Genomic DNA, 16,800 nt, shown 5'->3' on the forward strand with positions numbered 1-16,800 from the left:
GCACTCACCTCCCGCCTGTCGGCTCCCTGCTGGACGCCATGCGAGAGCAGATCCCCCCCATGCGCGAATCCCTCGACGAGTGGACGGTACGCATGATGAGCTGGCACTTCGGCGAGGAGAGCGGCTCACCGTTCTGGCTGGCGCGCAGGAGCCGCCTGCCCTTCGACCCGATCCGCGACGTCACCGACTACGCCTCCCTGCGCCTGTTCGGCCTGTTCGACAAGACCGACCTGCGGGGGGTGAGCGCGCGCGACCTCGTGCCCCGGGGCTTCGCCGGGCGGCCGTTCCGCGTCGTGGAGACCGGCGGGACGTCCGGAGCGCCGTACCGGGTCGTCGACGTGACCCGCGCCATCTACGACGTGCGGATGTACCGCGTCATGCTGGAGGCCCGCGGCCTGCTCGGCGGCGACGTCCTGGCCATGACGCCCAGCGGCCCGCACGCCTACGGGCACTTCGTCAAGCTGCTCGGCGACAGCTGGGGGGCGGCCGTCTTCTCCGTGGACTTCGACCCGCGCTGGGTCAAGCACCTGCTGCGCGCCCCCAACGCGGGCGCGGGCGGTGCCTCCGGTGCCGACGCCTACGTCGACCACCTCGTCGCGCAGACGGCGGACATCCTGCGGGACGAGCGGGTCAGCCTGCTCTTCACGACCGCCAGGCTGCTCATGTCGCTCGCCCCCGCGCTGGACAAGCCCCTCGCGGAGTACGGCGTCCGCGCGGTGTGCACCGGTGGCACCTCCTGCTCCCCCGAGGAGGCGCGCTATCTCCGCGAGGAGTATCTGGACGGGGTCCAGTGGATCGACACCTACGGCAACACCCTCGCCGGACACGCCCTCCAGGGGGACGCCCCCTCCCCCGCCGAGCCACACAGCTACCACCTGCCGCCGCCCTTCGCGGTGATGCACGTTGTCCGGCCCGATGACGTGTGGCAGGAGGTCGCCGAGGGCGAGCGGGGCCGGATCAGGGTGGTGACCCTCCTGGAGGACCTCTTCCTGCCCAACCTCCTGGAGCGGGACAGCGCGGTCTCCGCCCCGCCGCACCCCTGGTTCCCGTGGCCCGGGGTGGCGCGGGTGGGGCCCTACGAGGCGGAGGACGCCGACCAGATCACCGAGGGGGTCTACTGATGCCCGGAGACCGGCGAGCCGTCTCCTCCAACGGCGTGCCCATCCCGTTCACCGACGACCTGTTCGCCCCGCTTCCCGACAGCGGCGCGCTGCTCGGCGATCCCGAGGCGCTCAGACGGCGGTTCCACGACGACGGGCTGGTGCTGCTGCGGGGGTTCCTCGACCGCGAAACGGTCCTCTCGCTGCGCGGGGCTTACCTGTCGGCGTTTCCCGAGGGCCTGCTCAAGCCTGGTTCCACCCCCGAGGAGGGGGTCTTCTCCGGTCGTCCGCCGGAGGGGCTGCCCTCGCACGGGGTGAAGGACCACCCGGCCTACGACTTCGTGCGTACGGAGCGGTTCACCTCGTTCGCCCGGCAACCGGCCCTGACGGAGCTGGCCGCGACCCTGCTCGGCGGTCCTGTCCGGATCCTGCCCCGGGGCATCCTGCGCCACTTCTACGCGGGCTCGCTCCGGGCCTCCCGCGCCCACACCGACCACGCCTACATGTCCCAGGGCAGCGACCGCGTCCTGACGATGTGGATACCCGTCGGCGACTGCCCGATGGAGACCGGCGGCCTGGTCTATCTGGAGGGCTCGCACCGGGAGTCCCCCGAACGGTTCGACGCGGCGCGGCTCACGACCGACCGGGCCCACGACTCCCGGCCGATCAGCCACGACCTCCAGCTGACGGCCCGCGTCGTCGGCCGGCGCTGGCTGTGGAGCGACTACGAGGCGGGTGACCTGACCGTGCACAGCCCGCACGTGGTGCACGCCTCCCTCGACACCGTGACCGACGTCATGCGTGTCTCCGCCGACGTGCGGTTCATCCGCGCGGAGGACCGGGTCGACCCCCGGTGGATGAGAGAGTGGGCCGGCGATGACGGCGCCTGAGAACACCACCGAGCCCGCGTCGGGGGGACGCCCCCCGGGGGAGACGCCCGGCGTGGACTCCCCCGCGGACGAGCCGTCCGGGACGCCTCCCGGTGCGGTGATGTCGCGGGCCGCGGGCCGGACCCGCCTGGCCGCGATGTCCGCGTTCCTGATCGTGGGGCTCTCGTACGCCAGCTTCCTGATCAGGGTCCCCTCGCTGAAGGTGGAGCACGAGCTCTCCGCCGGGCAGCTCGGTCTCCTGCTCGTCGTCCCCTCCGTCTCGGCGCTGATCGCCATGCAACTCGCCGGCGGCCTGGTGGCCCGGTACGGCAGCGCGCCGATCGCCCGGGTGACCGGGGTGGCGCTGCCGCTGTCCCTGGTCGGCCTCGCGCTGGCCGGTGATCCGATCCAGCTCGCCGTCGCGCTGGTGGTCTTCGGTCTGATCGACGGGCTTCTCGACGTCTCCATGAACGCCCACGCCATCGCGGTCGAGCGCGCCCACAAACGGCCCGTGATGAACCGCTGCCACGCCGCCTGGAGCATCGGCGCTATGGCCGCCTCCGTGCTGGGCGGCCTCGCCATCCAGGCCGGTCTCTCCCCCATGACGCACTTTTTGTGGCTGGGCGTGGCCGTGGCCCTCCTCGCGCTGGTCACCGGGCTGTGGATGCTGCCGGCCTCGGCCGACCGGCACCCGAGCCGGGAGGGTGAGAAGAAGGTCCGCGTGAAGTGGCGGGACGGGTGGACCCCGCGGGTGCTGATGTTCGGCGCGATGGGCGCGGTCATCCTGATCGTCGAGGGCGCGGTCGGCAACTGGAGCGGTGTCTTCCTCCTGGAGGATCGCGGTGCCACCCTCGCCGTGGCCTCGCTGGGCTACACGTTCTTCAACCTGTGCCAGACCGCCGGCCGCCTCGTCGGAGACCGCCTGCACGAGCGGTACGGCGCGCCCGCCCTGGTCAGGGTGAGCGGCGGCATCGCCCTGTGCGGCCTGGCGATGGTCGTGCTCAGCCCGGGTATCGTCGTCGCGGTCGCCGGCTTCGCGGTGGTGGGAGTGGGCCTCTCGGTCCTGCTACCCCTCATCTTCAGCGCGGTGGGGCACGGCGGCGCGGAGGGCCTCGGCGCCGCCGCGGCGCTGGCCAGGTTCACCACGCTGACCTACTCGGGGCTGCTGCTGGGCCCCGTTCTGGTCGGCTGGTTCGCCGAGTTCGTGGGCCTGGCCCTGACGTTCGCCGGGCTGCTCGTCCTGCTGGCGCTGGTGGTTCTCAACGCCAGGGCCACGGGCACGGCCGACCGGAGGGAGACCCCGCAGGAGGCTTGACGTGCTCTTCGGCATGAATGCCGAGGATTCAGCCCGTGTCACTCGCGCGACACCTCTGTGGCTTCCTGCTTCATCGACCTGAGCCATCGAGATGGTCTTATCGGGTCTCCACAGGCTTTCGAGTCCTCACGAACTCCGTTCCCGCACGCCCGGCGGTACCTGACTCGAGCAACGTACCAGGCACCAATCCGCCGTGGCGGCGAATCGGCGCCTGTCCCGCCATGCGAGAGGATTCGCTTCACCTCCGGCGTGAACATCGGAGCACTGCGGACGAATCCGGTAGCGGGCGCGGAAGACATGGCGGCGCGGGAGGCGAGGGAGGCCCGCGCCGCGACGTGCCGGGGACCCGGCTCGGGCGCGGGTCCGGTTCGAACGCTCAGGCACGGGACCGGTTCGGGCGCGAGAACACCTCAGGCGCGGGACCGGTTCAGACGAGGGAGCGGACGGAGCGCAGCGGCTGCCAGCCCGCGGAGTCGACGGCCTCGGGCGACAGGATGTGGTCCAGGACCATGTGGGCGCAGCCGATGATCCCGGCGCTCGGGCCGAGCCGGCTGCGCTCTATCCGCAGGTTGCGGGTGGCCAGGGCCGTCGAGCGGCGGTGGATGACCTCGCGGACCCCCGAGACCATCGGCTGGAAGGTCTCCGCGACGTCGCCGCCGAGGACGACCACCGAGGGGTTGAGCAGGTTGACCGCGCTGGCGACGACCTCGCCGAGCATCCGGGCGGCGTTGCGGACCACGGTCATGGTCTCCGCGTCCCCGGCCCTGACCAGGCTCACCACGTCGGCGAGGGTCTTGACCTCGTACCCCCTGGCACGGAGCTGGCGCAGGATCGCGGTGCCGCTGGCGATGGAGTCGACGCAGTCGATGTTGCCGCAGCGGCAGAGGACTCCCCCGCCGTCGCGGACCGGGATGTGCCCGATCTCCCCCGCGGCGCCCAGCGCCCCCCGCAGGATCTCGCCCCCGGCGATCACCCCGGAGCCGATCCGGGTGGAGACCTTGATGAACAGCAGGTCGTCGGCCTCGCCCGCGTAGATCTCGCGGTGCTCGCCGATCGCGATGACGTTCACGTCGTTGTCGAGGAAGACCGGGACGGGGAAGCGCTCGGCGATGATCGGCGGGATGGCCACGCCGGTCCAGCTGGCCATGATCCGGGCGCTCTCGGTGCGGCCGGCCGCGAACTCCACCGTGGCGGGGACGCCCAGGCCGACCCCGCGGATCAGCGAGGCGGGGCGGTCGCCGAGCAGATCGCTCCAGGTCTGCATGACCAGGGGCAGGACGACGTCCGGGCCCTCCTCCACGTCCACCGACAGGGCGGTGCCGGCCAGCACCTTGCCCGCGAGGTCGCAGACGGCGATCTGCGCGCGGCTCGCGCCCAGGGAGCCGACCAGGACGACCCCGCCGGAGGCGTTGAAGGCCAGGCGGGTGGGGGGGCGGCCCCCGGTGGAGGGGCCCTCGCTGTCCTCCACGACGAGGCGCCGGTCCAGCAGCTCGGTGACGCGCAGGGACACGGCCGGTCTGGACAGGCCGGTGACACGCCCTATGTCCGCGCGGGTGACAGCCTCACCGGAGCGGATGAGGTGCAGCACCTCACCGCTGGTGGCCAGCGCGGCAGCGGGACGTCGAGGCATCCGCCAAGTGAATCACACCCACTTAGGAAATGAAAACTTCCAACTTTCTCATCTCAAATTACAAAACTCCGCTTGTGTAGAGCGCAAGATCTGGCTAGTGTCCGGTCTATCCCTAATTTCGGTAGATCACCACGGAGCGCCGACCCATGTCCGAGACCCCGCAACCCGCCGACCTCATCGTCTTCGGCGGCACAGGCGACCTCTCCATGCGGAAACTCCTCCCGGCGCTCTACCACTCCGACCGGGACGGACGCCTCTCCCCCGAGACCCGCGTGATCGCGATGTCCCGCGGCGGGCTCGACGACGCCGACTTCCGCGGCAAGGTGGACGCCGAGGTGCGCGGCTCGGTGCCGGTGGACGACCTCGGCACCTGGCAGCGCTTCCTCGGCCGCCTGCACCATGTCACCGTCGACATCAGCGGCCAGGACCCCACCGGGTGGGCGAGGCTCGCCGGGATGCTCGGCGGGCACGAGCACCGCGACCGGGTCTTCTACCTGGCCAGCCCGCCCATGACGTTCGGCCCGTTCTGCCGGGAGGCGCACCGCGCCGGGCTGGTCACCCCCGCCTCGCGGGTGGTGCTGGAGAAGCCCCTCGGGCGCGACCTGGCCAGCGCGCTGCGCATCAACGACGAGGTCGGCGCCATCTTCGACGAGCGGCAGATCTACCGCATCGACCACTACCTGGGCAAGGAGACGGTCCAGAACCTCCTCGTGCTCCGGTTCGCCAACGCGTTCCTGGAGCCGATCTGGAACTCGCTCTGGATCGACCACGTACAGATCACCGTCGCCGAGACCGTCGGCACCCCCGGCCGCCGCGGCTACTACGACCACGCGGGCGCGCTGCGCGACATGGTGCAGAACCACCTGCTCCAGCTGCTGTGCCTGGTGGCGATGGAGCCGCCGTCGCGCAACGACCGCGAGTCGATCCGCGACGAGAAGGTCAAGGTCCTGCAGTCGCTGCGGGCCGTCACCGGCGGCGAGGTGGACCGTTTCACCGTACGAGGCCAGTACACGGCGGGCGAGTCAGGCGGCGTCGCGGTGCCCGGCTACCTCGACGAGCCCGACAACACCGCGCCCACCGAGGACTCCCACCGGGTGGAGACCTTCGCCGCGATCCGCGCCGAGGTGAAGAACTGGCGCTGGGCCGGGGTGCCGTTCTACCTGCGTACCGGCAAGCGCATGCCGTACCGCTGCTCGGAGATCGTGGTGCAGTTCAAGGACGTGCCCCACTCGATCTTCCCGGGCAGCACGCCGAACCGGCTGGTGCTGCGGCTGCAGCCGAGCGAGGGCATCCAGCTGAACATCATGGCCAAGGAGCCGGGCGCGGGCGAGGTGGCGCTCAAGCCGGTCCCGCTGGGCCTGAGCTTCGCCGAGACCTTCACCGGCCGGGTGCCCGAGGCCTACGAGCGGCTGCTCATGGACGTCCTCACCGGCAACCCGACCCTGTTCATGCGGCGCGACGAGGTCGAGGCCGCCTGGCGGTGGATCGATCCGATCCTCGACGAGTGGGAGTCCCGGGGCACCGTGCCCGAGCCGTACCCGGCGGGCAGCGCGGGACCCGCCGCGGCCCACGAGCTCGTCGGCCGCAGCGGCCGCGTCTGGCACGAGGGAGGGCTGGCGTGAGCGCGCGAGCCAAGTACCCGGACCCGAACGACCGAGAGAACCACGCCGACCACGACCGAGGAGGCCGGATGCATCCCGTGATCCAGGAGGTGACCGACCGTCTGGTCGAGCGCAGCCGCCCCAGCCGCACCGCGTACCTGAGGCGGCTGCACGCCGAGGCCGAGGCGGCCCGCCTGCGCGGTCCCGCCAGGGCGAGCCTGGGCTGCGCCAACCTGGCGCACGGCTTCGCCGCCGTGGGCGAGAGCGACAAGCGGGACCTGCGCGCCAACGTCAAGCCGGGCGTGGCGATCGTGTCGAGTTACAACGACATGCTGTCGGCGCACCAGCCGTACGAGGCCTACCCGGCGATCCTCAAGGCGGCCGTCAGGAAGGCGGGCGGCGTCGCGCAGTTCGCCGGGGGCGTGCCCGCGATGTGCGACGGCGTCACGCAGGGCCGGGCGGGCATGGAGCTGTCGCTCTACAGCCGCGAGGTCATCGCGATGGCCACCGCGATCGCGCTCTCGCACGACATGTTCGACGCCTCCCTCATGCTCGGCGTCTGCGACAAGATCGTTCCAGGCCTGCTGATCGGCGCGCTGCACTTCGGCCACCTGCCCGCGGTGTTCGTCCCCGCCGGGCCGATGACCTCCGGCCTGCCCAACAAGGTCAAGGCCCGCACCCGGCAGCTGTTCGCCGAGGGCAAGGTCGGCAAGGACGAGCTGCTCGACGCCGAGGCGAAGTCGTACCACTCCCCCGGCACCTGCACTTTCTACGGCACCGCCAACTCCAACCAGGTCATGATCGAGGTCATGGGCCTGCACCTGCCCGGCTCGACGTTCGTCAACCCGCGCACCGAGCTGCGCGAGGCCCTGACGAAGGCGGCGGGCAGGCGGGCGGTCGAGCTGACCGCGCACGGCGCCGAGTACACCCCCGTCGGCGAGGTCGTCGACGAGAAGGCGATCGTCAACGCCTGCGTGGCGCTGCTGGCGACCGGCGGCTCGACCAACCACACCATGCACATCGTCGCCATCGCCGCGGCGGCCGGCATCGAGCTCCTCTGGGACGACCTGGCCGCGCTGTCGAAGGCGGTGCCGCTGCTCACCCGCATGTACCCCAACGGCCAGGCGGACGTGAACCACTTCCAGGCCGCGGGCGGCATGCAGGTGCTCATCGGCGACCTGCTGGACGCCGGGCTGCTGCACGGCGACGTGCTGACGATCGCCGGGCGCGGGCTGGACCACTACCGCTCGGCCGCCGAGCTGAAGGAGGGCGAGCTGGTCTGGGAGGAGCGCACCGAGGGCAGCGGTGACCTCGACGTGCTGCGCCCGGTCTCCGACGCGTTCTCCGCCGACGGCGGCATCCACATGCTCGACGGCAACCTGGGCCGCGCGGTCAGCAAGGTCTCCGCGGTCAAGGACGAGCACCTGGTCATCGAGGCCCCGGCCAAGGTCTTCGACGACCAGCTGGAACTGCTGCGCGCCTTCGACGCGGGTGAGCTGGACGGGCAGGACTTCGTGGCGGTCATCCGCTACCAGGGGCCGAGCGCGAACGGAATGCCCGAGCTGCACAAGCTCACCCCGCCGATGGCGGTGCTGCTGGACAGGGGGCAGCGGGTCGCGATCGTCACCGACGGCCGCATGTCCGGCGCGTCCGGCAAGGTCCCCGCGGCCATCCACCTGTCGCCCGAGGCCGCCGACGGGGGCCCCATCGCGCTGGTGGTGGACGGCGACCCGATCCGCCTCGACGCCGCCGCCGGAACCCTGGAGCTGCTGGTCCCGGCCGAGGAACTGGCCGCCAGACCCCTGCGGGGCGCGCCGCTCACCGACGCCCAGTGGGTGGGGACCGGCCGCGAGCTGTTCGGCGCCTTCCGCCGCGCGGCGGGCCCGGCCGAGCGCGGCGCGGGCGTCTTCGCGCTGAACGGCCACGCCGAGGCCGTCGCGAACGGCACCCGCCCGGCGACCGCCCCGAGCGGAATCCGGGCATGAACGCGCACACCGTCTCCTTCGCACGGTCCACGAGACCCGCACGCCCCTTCGCACGGTCCACGAGACCCGCACGGCCGCCGGTCGTACGGCCCGTGAACCCCCTGAACCCCGTGTGGCCCGCCACGGCCGCACGGACCGCGAAGGAGATCTCGTGAGCCTTCCCTGGCTCGTCGCCGACATCGGCGGCACCAACGCCCGGTTCGGGCTGGTCACCGAGCCCGGTGGACAGCCCGAGGCGGTGGCCGTGCTCGCGGGCGCGGAACACGATGGCCTTCCCGAAGCCGTAGCCGCCTATATCGCAGATCATGCGGGCGGAGTTCAGCCGGGAGCCGCGTGCGTCGCGATCGCGGGGCCCGTGGAGGGCGACCGCTACCGGCTCACCAACGCCGGGTGGACAGGGTCGGTACGCGACCTGGGCGTCCCGAACGCCTGGCTGCTCAACGACTTCGAGGCCCTGGCCGCGTCCCTGCCCTACCTGCGGGGCGACGACCTGGTCTCCCTGGGCGGCCCCGAGCCCTCGCGCGGCGTCAAGGCCGTGCTCGGGCCCGGGACGGGCCTCGGCGTGGGCGGCCTGGTGCCCGCCGCCGAGGGCTGGGTGCCGATCCCCGGGGAGGGCGGGCACGTCACCGCGCCCGTCCTCGACAGGCGGGACCACGAGATCGTCCGGGCACTGCGCGAGGACGGCCTGGAGCACGTGGTGGCCGAGCACCTGCTGTCCGGGCCGGGGTTGTCGCGCCTGCACCGGGCACTCGCGCTCGTGCACGGGACGGACGCGCCTGCGCTGTCCGCCTCCGACATCGTGACCCGGATGGACGACTCGCTGTGCGCGGAGACCATCGAGGTCTTCTGCGCCATGCTCGGCACCTTCGCCGGGAACGTCGCCCTCACCCTCGGCGCGCGGGGCGGTGTCTACCTGGGCGGCGGCGTGCTGCCGCGTATCGTGGACCGGGTCCGCTCCAGCGACTTCCGCCGTCGCTTCGAGGCCACCCCGACCATGAACGACTACCTTTCCGGCATCGCCACGGCGCTGATCGTGGCCCCCCAGCCCGCCCTGACCGGCGCGGCGGCCTGGCTGAACCAGCGCCTGTCCACCCTGGAGTTCGCATGAGTCTGCTCGACATCGCCCCGGTCGTCCCGGTCGTCGTGATCGACGACCCGGAGACCGCGGTCCCCCTGGCCCGCGCCCTGGTCGCGGGCGGCCTGCCGGTCATCGAGGTGACCCTCCGCACCGCCGCCGCCCTGGACGCCATCGCGCGCATCGCCGCCGAGGTGCCGGAGGCGGTGATCGGCGCGGGCACCGTCCGCACCCCGGCCGACGTGGCGGCCTCCGTGGCGGCCGGTTCGAAGTTCCTGGTCAGCCCGGGAACCACCCCGGGTCTGGTGGACGCCATGGAGGTGAGCGGGGTGCCGTTCCTGCCCGGCGTGGCGACCGCGTCGGAGGTCATGGCCCTGGCCGACCGCGGGGTGACCGAGATGAAGTTCTTCCCCGCCGAGGCCGCCGGCGGCCTGCCGTACCTGAAGGCGCTCGGCGGCCCGCTGCCACAGGTCAGGTTCTGCCCGACGGGCGGCATCAAGCTCGCGACGGCCCCCGACTACCTCGCGCTGCCGAACGTCGGCTGCGTCGGCGGGACCTGGCTCACCCCGGCCGACGCGCTCGCCACCGGCGACTACCCGCGCATCGAGAAACTGGCCGCCGAGGCGGCGGCCCTGCGCTGATCCTCCCCGCCCGGCGGGGTCTCGCAAGACTGATTCTCCCCGCCCGGCGGGGTCTCGTGCGACCCCGCCCGCGCGCCTTCCCCTCCCCCGGCTCGCACGCGGCCCCAAGGCGCCGTGACCCGGTGTGACGCTCGTGGAATCCGGCCCGCGACCGCCCTTCCCGGCGGCCGCGGGCCGCCCTTTTCCGCTCCCCCGACTCCTCCCAGGTCCGGGCCTTTTGGAAACGGACTGAACCGCGCACGGACCCCACGCGTATCTCGCGGCGAAAGGCACTCCCTCACAGAGGAGCCATGAATGCGAGTACGCATCGTCACGATCTGCGCCACGGTTCTGGTCATGGGCGTCGCCGGTACGGCGTCCGCCGGGACCCATCAGGCGCAGGCCGGAGCGAAACAGACCAAGGCTGGAAGCGGTCCGGAGAACGCCGGCAAACAGACCCTCAAAAACCATTTCTCGGTCACCAACCTGGTCTCGGACGTCAGCGGACGGGCCGCGGTCACCGACCCCACGCTGGTCAACCCGTGGGGACTGGCCATGGGCAAGACCCTCTGGGTCTCGGCCGCGGGCACCGGCCTGGCCACGGTCTACTCCGGCGGCGCGGGCACCGTGAAGCAGGAGAAGACGCAGGTCCGCGTCCCCGGCGGCAGGCCCACCGGGCAGGTCGTCAACATGGGCGAGGAGTTCGTCGTCAAGGGGCCCGGTGGTTCCGGACCGGCCACGTTCATCTTCGCCAGCCCCAGCGGGGCGATCACCGGCTGGAACGCCGAGGCCGACCCGGACGACGCGATCATCAGCGCGTTCGTCAAGGGCGCCGACTTCAAGGGCCTGGCCCTGGCCCAGACGAACCGGGGGGCGATGCTGCTGGCCGCCGACTTCGCCCACAACCGGGTCCACGTCTTCGACGGCGACTTCGACCGGATCTCGATGGGCCGCCGCGCGTTCCAGGACCCCGGCATGCCGGAGGACTACGCGCCGTTCAACGTGGAGGTCGTGGGCAACTCCATCCTCGTCGCCTACGCCAAGCGCGACCCCGCGACCGGCAAGTCGGTGGCCGGGCAGGGCAAGGGGTTCGTCAGCCAGTTCAACGGCTCGGGCCGGTTCGTCGGCCGCTTCGCCGCGCGCGGAGCCCTCAACGCGCCCTGGGCGATGACGCTGGCCCCCAAGGGGTTCGGCGCCCACTCCGGGGCTCTGCTGGTCGGCAACTTCGGCGACGGCCGGATCAACGCCTACAACCCGCGCAACGGCCGCCCGCTCGGCCCGCTGCGCTCCTCCGACGGCAAGGCCATCACCCTGAGCGGCCTGTGGGACCTGGAGCGCGGTACCGAGACCGTCGGCGGCACGAACGCCCTGTGGTTCAGCGCGGGCAGCGACGGCGGCACGCACGGCCTGCTCGGCCTGATCAGGCCCGGTGGAGCGGCCACTCCGACGACCTCCCCCACGGGCAACGCGTCCCCCTCCCCCTCCTCCTCGCACTCGAGTTCCCACAACTCGAACAACTCCGGTTCCAACAGCTCCAACAACTCCGGTTACAACTACTGACAGATCACCGACGGGCGTCAGTGCCCGGGGTTTCTCCGGCGGCGCCGGCACCCCCCACACCAGCGGACCGCGAGGCCGAGCCGACAGGCCGGCCCGCGCGGATCGCCGGAGGGGTGCCGGCGCCGCGGCGCGTCCGGGCCGATGACCGGAGATCCGGCCTCCCGCCCCCTCCGCGGGGTCCCACCGCGGCGGCGTCCGGGAGAGTCACCCCTCGGTGAACGCGAGATCGCCCGGCTTCCTTTAACCTTGAACGAACGAGGGGAGTACTTCCCAAGAGCCGGCCCGGTCAATACGGACGCCCTGTGGCGTCCCCGGGCGGTCGCCCGCGAGGTGCGGGTGAAGGAGACCTCGAATGGCCGAGCGCATTCGAGGAGCGAACATGCCCCTGACACTCCACTCCCCCTCTGGACACCACCTCACCGGCGTGCCCCCTCCCCTCCGGCTTTCCCTGGTCCTCCGGCGCGACGCCCCTCCTCGCCGTACCCCCACCGCGACACGCCCCGGGGCCGTCGCCGGCCCGTACCGTGCCGGCCGTCGCACACCGCCATCTCCGGACGCGCCTCACGAGTAGCCCTCGGTCCGACCTTCGCCAGATTCGTCCCCTCCGGCGACCGCCGGATCGACGGCCAACTCGATTCCGCCACTGGAAGGCTGCGAGACGCACTATGAGAGAAGTCCCCCATACCAGCGAGGTGCACGTGATGGCGACCACACCGGCCAGCCGGTCCTCCGTCGAGGATCTGCGCTATCCGGCGGGATCGCTGGTGCTCCTCGCGGGGATACCCGGCGCGGGCAAGAGCACCCTGCTCGACCGGCTGTACGGGCTGCGCGGCGACGAGCGGAAGCCGGTGCGCGCCGGTGAGGCCCGCGTCATCGACTCGCGCCAGTCCCGCAACTGGTGGGCCCGCTACCTGGGCCCGATCCCGCCGAGAGCCCGCATCCCGCTCGTGCACACCACCCACGTGGTGCGGATCGCCCGCGCCCTGCTGAAGGGTCACGGCGTCGTCGCGCACACCCGCGGCACGTGGCCGCACATCCTGTACGGGTTCGCCTGGCTGGCCCGCAGGGTCGGCAGCGAGGTCCACCTGATCCTGCTCGACGTGGAGCCGAGGCTCGCCCGCGAGGGGCAGCTCTCGCGCGGCCGGGTCGTCACGAGCGCGACCTTCGCCCGGCACTGCCGCCGCTGGCGAGTGATCATCGACCGGGCCCGCACCGGCTCGCTCCCCCCGGCCGCGAGTGTCACGATCCTCGACCGTCCGGCCGCGGACCTGCTCAGGGCCATACGCTTCGACGAGCGGCCCTCAGCGCGGCGGGACGGATGACTTTACCTTCGCCTGGCTCTGCGCCTCGCCCGCCCCGGGCAGGTTCAGAGCGACCGGGAGGAACCCAATGATCGACGTACTGGCTCTCGCCGAGGAGCATCTCACCCTCGCCAGGGCGAGCGCGCACGGCCGCAGCGCCCACACCTACCTCAACGAGGGCACCCTGCGGCAGGCGGTCATCGCGCTGACCGCGGGAACGGTCCTCGGCGACCACGAGGCCTCACCGGCCGGGAGCCTGCACGTCCTGCTGGGACGGGTCCGGCTCGTCGACGACGGGCGGACCGTCGAGCTCGGCGCGGGGCAGAGCGCCCCGATCCCGCGGCGGCGGCACTCGCTGGAGGCCGACGAGGAGTCGGTGGTCATCCTCACCAGCGTCATCAACATCGGCGGCTGAGGGCTCGTACGGACCCGGCCCACCCCTCGCCGGGCGGGAGGGTCATGGGCGGGGCCCGTCGTGGCCCGCACGGGCGGATCCCGGCACCCGCACAACGGTGTGACGGGCCGGGCCGCCCATCCCGCGACGCGTCAGACGCACCCTCGCACCGATCTGCGCGAACGGGGAGAATCAAAGAAACGGCCTTCGCACCCCGGACGTGGGGGCATGGGGCGGCACTTTTATCCGCGCGCCTGGAACGGTCCTCGCACGCCGAACGTGGGGAAACCGCGCGGCCCATTGTCGTCTTTGTCGTCTCTGTCGCTCCCGTGGTTCGATGCCGTTATCGTCATCACCTGACCACGGACAGGCGCGAACCGCGCCTGCAGCCCCCCGGAGCCGGAGGTCTCAGATGCCCGTCGAGGCGAGGGGAAACCCGCCCGATCCCGGCCGTGCCGAGCGCCCCGGCGGTGTCCCGGCACGTGGCCGGAACGCCGCCGTCCGATCGTTGCGGTCGAGGATCGCGGCCCTCCGCAGGGCCGGTGCGGCGGGACCGAGGAGACCGCTCCGGCCCCGGCGGTTCCGGTTCCCGAGGCGGACCGGCGGGGAACGGGGCGGGGGCCGTCCGTACGAGCGGATCGTCGCGATCGCGATCGGCCTGTCCACGATCACCGGGGCGTCCGCCTCGTACGCGGCGGTACGGCTGAACTCGCAGGCCGTCGACGCCGACCGGCAGGCCGTGGTGGAGACCATACAGGTGCGGACGGCGGGCGTGGTGGGCACATGAGCAGCCGCTCGAAGGGCGGCCAGGCCGTGCAGTACCGGACCCTCCACGCCCAGGCCGACGCGATCGAGGCCGTCGACCCCGACGAGGCCAGGATCCTCCGCGACCTCGCCGACGGCCTCCTGATCGACCAGTACATCGACCGCCGTTACCTGCCGGGCGCGGGCGCCGCCGCCAAGTGGGACTACGAGATGAGCGAGGCCGCGGTGGTCCGGGGCCACGAGATCTTCACGGTGCCGGGCGACCAGCCGGTCCGGACCGCGCGACGCGCCGACGCCCTGCACGACCGGGTCGGCCATCTCACCCTCACCGTCGTCGGCACCCTCGGGATCGTGCTCCTGCTGACGGTCGCGCGCCTCGTCGCGCCGCGGTGGCGCGATCGGCTCCTGCGGGTCGCCCTCGGCGGCTACGGGCTGCTCACCGCCCTGGCCCTGTGGCTCTCCCTGGCCCCGATATGACAGAGGACCCCGGCGTGACGGAGAACCCCGGCGTGACAGAGGACTCCGGTAGGACAGAGGACTCCGGTGGGACGGAGGAGGAGTTCGACACCCCGTTCAAGCGCAGGCTCGCGCTCACGATGACCGCGGTGGGCCTGCTCGCCGGAGTGCTCACCTACCTCGGCGGGCAGGCGGGCGCCCAGGAGGACAGGAACGCCCGCGAGGCACAACGCGCCTCCGTCACCGCGCTGGCCGCGCAGGCCGGGGCGACGGCCGACTCCATGGAGAGCACCGCCAACCTCGGCGCCGCCACCACCGTCAAGCGCCGTCACGACATCGAGTCCCTCCGGGCCACGCTGCTCGGCGAGCAGGAGCGCGAAGCCGTCGCCGACCGGCTCCGGCAGGCGTACGGCAAGCTGGACGGCGTCTCCCCGCTGCTGGGCGGCGACGCGGTCGCCGCCCAGCGCTACCTCTCCGATCTCAACAGGGAGGCGACCGTGGCGAGCCTCCTGCAGGAGGCGACCCAGGAGACCGCGAGTTCGTGGGGCGACAGGAGCAACACCTACTCCGCGGGGACCGCCCTCCTCGCGGTCGCGCTGACCCTGTTCGGCCTGTCCCTGACCGTCGGCGAGGCCAACCGGCGCCACCTGGTGCGGCCCGCCGCCGCGATAGTGACCGTCACCGTCGCGGGCACCCTCGTCCTCCTCGCCGTACCGCCCGTCACGACGCCCCGCGCGGCCATCGTGGCCGTGGCCGAGGGCGACCGTCTCGCCGGGCTGCGCGAGCACGAGGACGCGATCGCCCAGTACACCCGGGCGATCGCCCTGCGCGACGACTACGCGGTCGCCTACGAGCATCGCGCGAGCTCCCGCGTGATCGCGGCCAGCCCCGAGCGTGCCACGTCGGCGTTCGTGTTCAGCACGGCCTCCCGCAGCGCGTACGAGGCCGCGGTGGCGGACATGACCAAGGCGGTGGAGTACGGCGGCGACGAGAAGTACACCGCCATGGTCAACCTGGGTGGCTTCGAGATCCACCTGGCCGACTACGAGGCGGCCGAGGAGCACAGCCGGGCCGCCATCGCGCTCAACCCCGGTCCGCCGATACCCCGGATGAACCTGCTGCTGGCCCTGCTCGGCCAGAAAAAAACCGCCGAGGCCAGGCGGGTGGCCGCCGAGCTGCTCCGGGTGATCAGGAGCCGTCCCGACCCCACCGAACGCAACGAGCTCTACGCCGCCACCCGTACCACCCTCGACCTGGTGTCCGCCCAGCGCGACCACGCCCGGCCCCTCGCCCAGGAGATCAAGGGTGAGCTGGTGCGCGTCCAGGGCGAGGAGCTCGCCCCGAACGCGCGGCCCGCGCCGTCGGCCCGGATCCCGGCGATCCAGGTGACCGCGCAGGGTTCCGTGATCCAGGCGACCCTCTCCTACGAGGGCATGTTCAAGGGCGCCAGGATGGCCTCGATCGTCTACTACCGGGCACAGCCGGGCGACGAGTGGCTCCAGCGCTCCGACCTGGTCAGCATCCAGCCCTGGCAACTCGAAGAGCCCTCGGACACCACGTCCTGGACGGTCGTCGACGCCGCCTGCCCCGCGACCGGCGAGTATCGTGTCGAGTTCTACGCCGAGGGCCGCCTGCTGGCCAGTGCGGGTGCCACCCGGTCGACCGGCACCGGCGTCGGCCTGACCGGGTACTCGGACTGGGCCGGTGGCCTGACGCTCTGCCGCCCCGACGGCTGGGCCCTCTCCCACGAGAAGGCCGGCACCGCCGACCTGACCTCCCCGGACAGGCTCCACCACCTGGCGGTCAGGGTCCTTCGCATCGCCCCGCCCACCTCGGCCGCGTCCCGCGCCCGGACCCTGAGCACGGTCCGCGAACAGCTGGAGCGCACCCTCCCCGCCCGTCCGCTGAGCGCCCGGCCCCCGGCCGACGCGTTCTTCGGTGGTTTTCCCGGCACCGCCTGGCAGCTGACCCTCCCCGACGCCGAGGTGGCCTATCTCTGGGCGTCCCTCGACGACACCGGCAGGCTCCGCACCTTCGTCGCCCGCTTTCCCGAGAACAACACCGAGATCCTGAACAACGTCCTCGGCTACCTCCGCTTCGTCTGACCGGCTCTTCCGGGGGAGGGATCC

Annotated in this window: 14 protein-coding genes; 13 read left to right on the forward strand and 1 reads right to left on the reverse strand. The window is 72.4% G+C overall.

Going from position 1 to position 16,800, the window contains the following annotated elements:
• The first annotated feature begins 38 nt into the window (after positions 1–38).
• Genes OG587_RS35890 through OG587_RS35900 form a run of 3 tightly spaced genes read left to right on the forward strand, consistent with a single transcriptional unit; the run spans position 39 to position 3,284 of the window.
• Positions 39–1,121 (forward strand): hypothetical protein, encoded by a 1,083-nt coding sequence (locus OG587_RS35890; RefSeq protein WP_329083237.1) that lies wholly within the window; start codon positions 39–41, stop codon positions 1,119–1,121.
• Positions 1,121–1,990, forward strand: a complete 870-nt coding sequence (locus tag OG587_RS35895; protein WP_329083238.1) for a phytanoyl-CoA dioxygenase family protein — start codon at positions 1,121–1,123, stop codon at positions 1,988–1,990. Before OG587_RS35890 ends, OG587_RS35895 begins: the two co-directional genes overlap by 1 nt.
• Complete coding sequence (locus OG587_RS35900; RefSeq protein ID WP_329083239.1) at positions 1,977–3,284, forward strand: MFS transporter; 1,308 nt, start codon at positions 1,977–1,979, stop codon at positions 3,282–3,284. Before OG587_RS35895 ends, OG587_RS35900 begins: the two co-directional genes overlap by 14 nt.
• A 427-nt stretch (positions 3,285–3,711) precedes the next feature.
• Here OG587_RS35900 and OG587_RS35905 read toward each other — a convergent pair whose 3' ends face one another.
• Positions 3,712–4,914, reverse strand: a complete 1,203-nt coding sequence (locus tag OG587_RS35905) for an ROK family transcriptional regulator (RefSeq protein WP_329083240.1) — start codon at positions 4,912–4,914, stop codon at positions 3,712–3,714.
• Between the two features lie 146 nt (positions 4,915–5,060).
• On the opposite strand from OG587_RS35905, the gene zwf reads away from it, so the two are divergent.
• From zwf to OG587_RS35955, 10 genes are all read left to right on the forward strand, one after another.
• A complete protein-coding gene (zwf, locus tag OG587_RS35910; protein ID WP_329083241.1) occupies positions 5,061–6,536 on the forward strand; it encodes a glucose-6-phosphate dehydrogenase in 1,476 nt (491 codons plus the stop codon).
• A gap of 68 nt (positions 6,537–6,604) precedes the next feature.
• Positions 6,605–8,500, forward strand: a complete 1,896-nt coding sequence (gene edd / locus OG587_RS35915) for a phosphogluconate dehydratase (RefSeq protein ID WP_329083242.1) — start codon at positions 6,605–6,607, stop codon at positions 8,498–8,500.
• A 151-nt stretch (positions 8,501–8,651) separates the two neighbouring features.
• Entirely contained in the window at positions 8,652–9,608 is a 957-nt protein-coding gene (locus OG587_RS35920) for a glucokinase (RefSeq protein ID WP_329083243.1), read from the forward strand.
• Positions 9,605–10,216 (forward strand): bifunctional 4-hydroxy-2-oxoglutarate aldolase/2-dehydro-3-deoxy-phosphogluconate aldolase, encoded by a 612-nt coding sequence (gene eda / locus OG587_RS35925; RefSeq protein WP_329083244.1) that lies wholly within the window; start codon positions 9,605–9,607, stop codon positions 10,214–10,216. Before OG587_RS35920 ends, eda begins: the two co-directional genes overlap by 4 nt.
• Before the next feature lie 294 nt (positions 10,217–10,510).
• Positions 10,511–11,755: a TIGR03118 family protein gene (locus OG587_RS35930; RefSeq protein ID WP_329083245.1), complete on the forward strand. Its 1,245-nt coding sequence runs from the start codon at positions 10,511–10,513 to the stop codon at positions 11,753–11,755.
• 701 nt (positions 11,756–12,456) lie between these two features.
• Entirely contained in the window at positions 12,457–13,077 is a 621-nt protein-coding gene (locus OG587_RS35935; protein ID WP_329083246.1) for an AAA family ATPase, read from the forward strand.
• Positions 13,078–13,144: 67 nt separating this feature from the next.
• Positions 13,145–13,471 (forward strand): cupin, encoded by a 327-nt coding sequence (locus OG587_RS35940; protein ID WP_329083247.1) that lies wholly within the window; start codon positions 13,145–13,147, stop codon positions 13,469–13,471.
• Positions 13,472–13,862: 391 nt separating this feature from the next.
• Complete coding sequence (locus tag OG587_RS35945) at positions 13,863–14,237, forward strand: hypothetical protein (RefSeq protein WP_329083248.1); 375 nt, start codon at positions 13,863–13,865, stop codon at positions 14,235–14,237.
• Positions 14,234–14,692, forward strand: coding sequence for a hypothetical protein (locus tag OG587_RS35950; protein WP_329083249.1), 459 nt, complete (start codon positions 14,234–14,236; stop codon positions 14,690–14,692). Before OG587_RS35945 ends, OG587_RS35950 begins: the two co-directional genes overlap by 4 nt.
• 14 nt (positions 14,693–14,706) lie before the next feature.
• The gene (locus OG587_RS35955) at positions 14,707–16,776 is read left to right on the forward strand and encodes a tetratricopeptide repeat protein (RefSeq protein ID WP_329083250.1); all 2,070 of its coding nucleotides are present in this window, start codon (positions 14,707–14,709) and stop codon (positions 16,774–16,776) included.
• Positions 16,777–16,800 lie beyond the last annotated feature (24 nt).

The sequence above is a fragment of the Streptosporangium sp. NBC_01469 genome, from assembly GCF_036227305.1.
GTDB lineage: Bacteria > Actinomycetota > Actinomycetes > Streptosporangiales > Streptosporangiaceae > Streptosporangium.

What these genes read in the sequence shown, in the direction of transcription:
- OG587_RS35940 (WP_329083247.1), top strand. Translation starts at nt 13,145, where the DNA reads ATGATCGACGTACTGGCTCTCGCCGAGGAGCATCTCACCCTCGCCAGG.
- OG587_RS35945 (WP_329083248.1), top strand. Translation starts at nt 13,863, where the DNA reads ATGCCCGTCGAGGCGAGGGGAAACCCGCCCGATCCCGGCCGTGCCGAG.
- OG587_RS35900 (WP_329083239.1), top strand. Translation starts at nt 1,977, where the DNA reads ATGACGGCGCCTGAGAACACCACCGAGCCCGCGTCGGGGGGACGCCCC.
- OG587_RS35950 (WP_329083249.1), top strand. Translation starts at nt 14,234, where the DNA reads ATGAGCAGCCGCTCGAAGGGCGGCCAGGCCGTGCAGTACCGGACCCTC.
- eda (WP_329083244.1), top strand. Translation starts at nt 9,605, where the DNA reads ATGAGTCTGCTCGACATCGCCCCGGTCGTCCCGGTCGTCGTGATCGAC.
- OG587_RS35905 (WP_329083240.1), bottom strand. Translation starts at nt 4,914, where the DNA reads ATGCCTCGACGTCCCGCTGCCGCGCTGGCCACCAGCGGTGAGGTGCTG.
- edd (WP_329083242.1), top strand. Translation starts at nt 6,605, where the DNA reads ATGCATCCCGTGATCCAGGAGGTGACCGACCGTCTGGTCGAGCGCAGC.
- OG587_RS35935 (WP_329083246.1), top strand. Translation starts at nt 12,457, where the DNA reads ATGGCGACCACACCGGCCAGCCGGTCCTCCGTCGAGGATCTGCGCTAT.
- OG587_RS35895 (WP_329083238.1), top strand. Translation starts at nt 1,121, where the DNA reads ATGCCCGGAGACCGGCGAGCCGTCTCCTCCAACGGCGTGCCCATCCCG.
- OG587_RS35890 (WP_329083237.1), top strand. Translation starts at nt 39, where the DNA reads ATGCGAGAGCAGATCCCCCCCATGCGCGAATCCCTCGACGAGTGGACG.
- zwf (WP_329083241.1), top strand. Translation starts at nt 5,061, where the DNA reads ATGTCCGAGACCCCGCAACCCGCCGACCTCATCGTCTTCGGCGGCACA.
- OG587_RS35930 (WP_329083245.1), top strand. Translation starts at nt 10,511, where the DNA reads ATGCGAGTACGCATCGTCACGATCTGCGCCACGGTTCTGGTCATGGGC.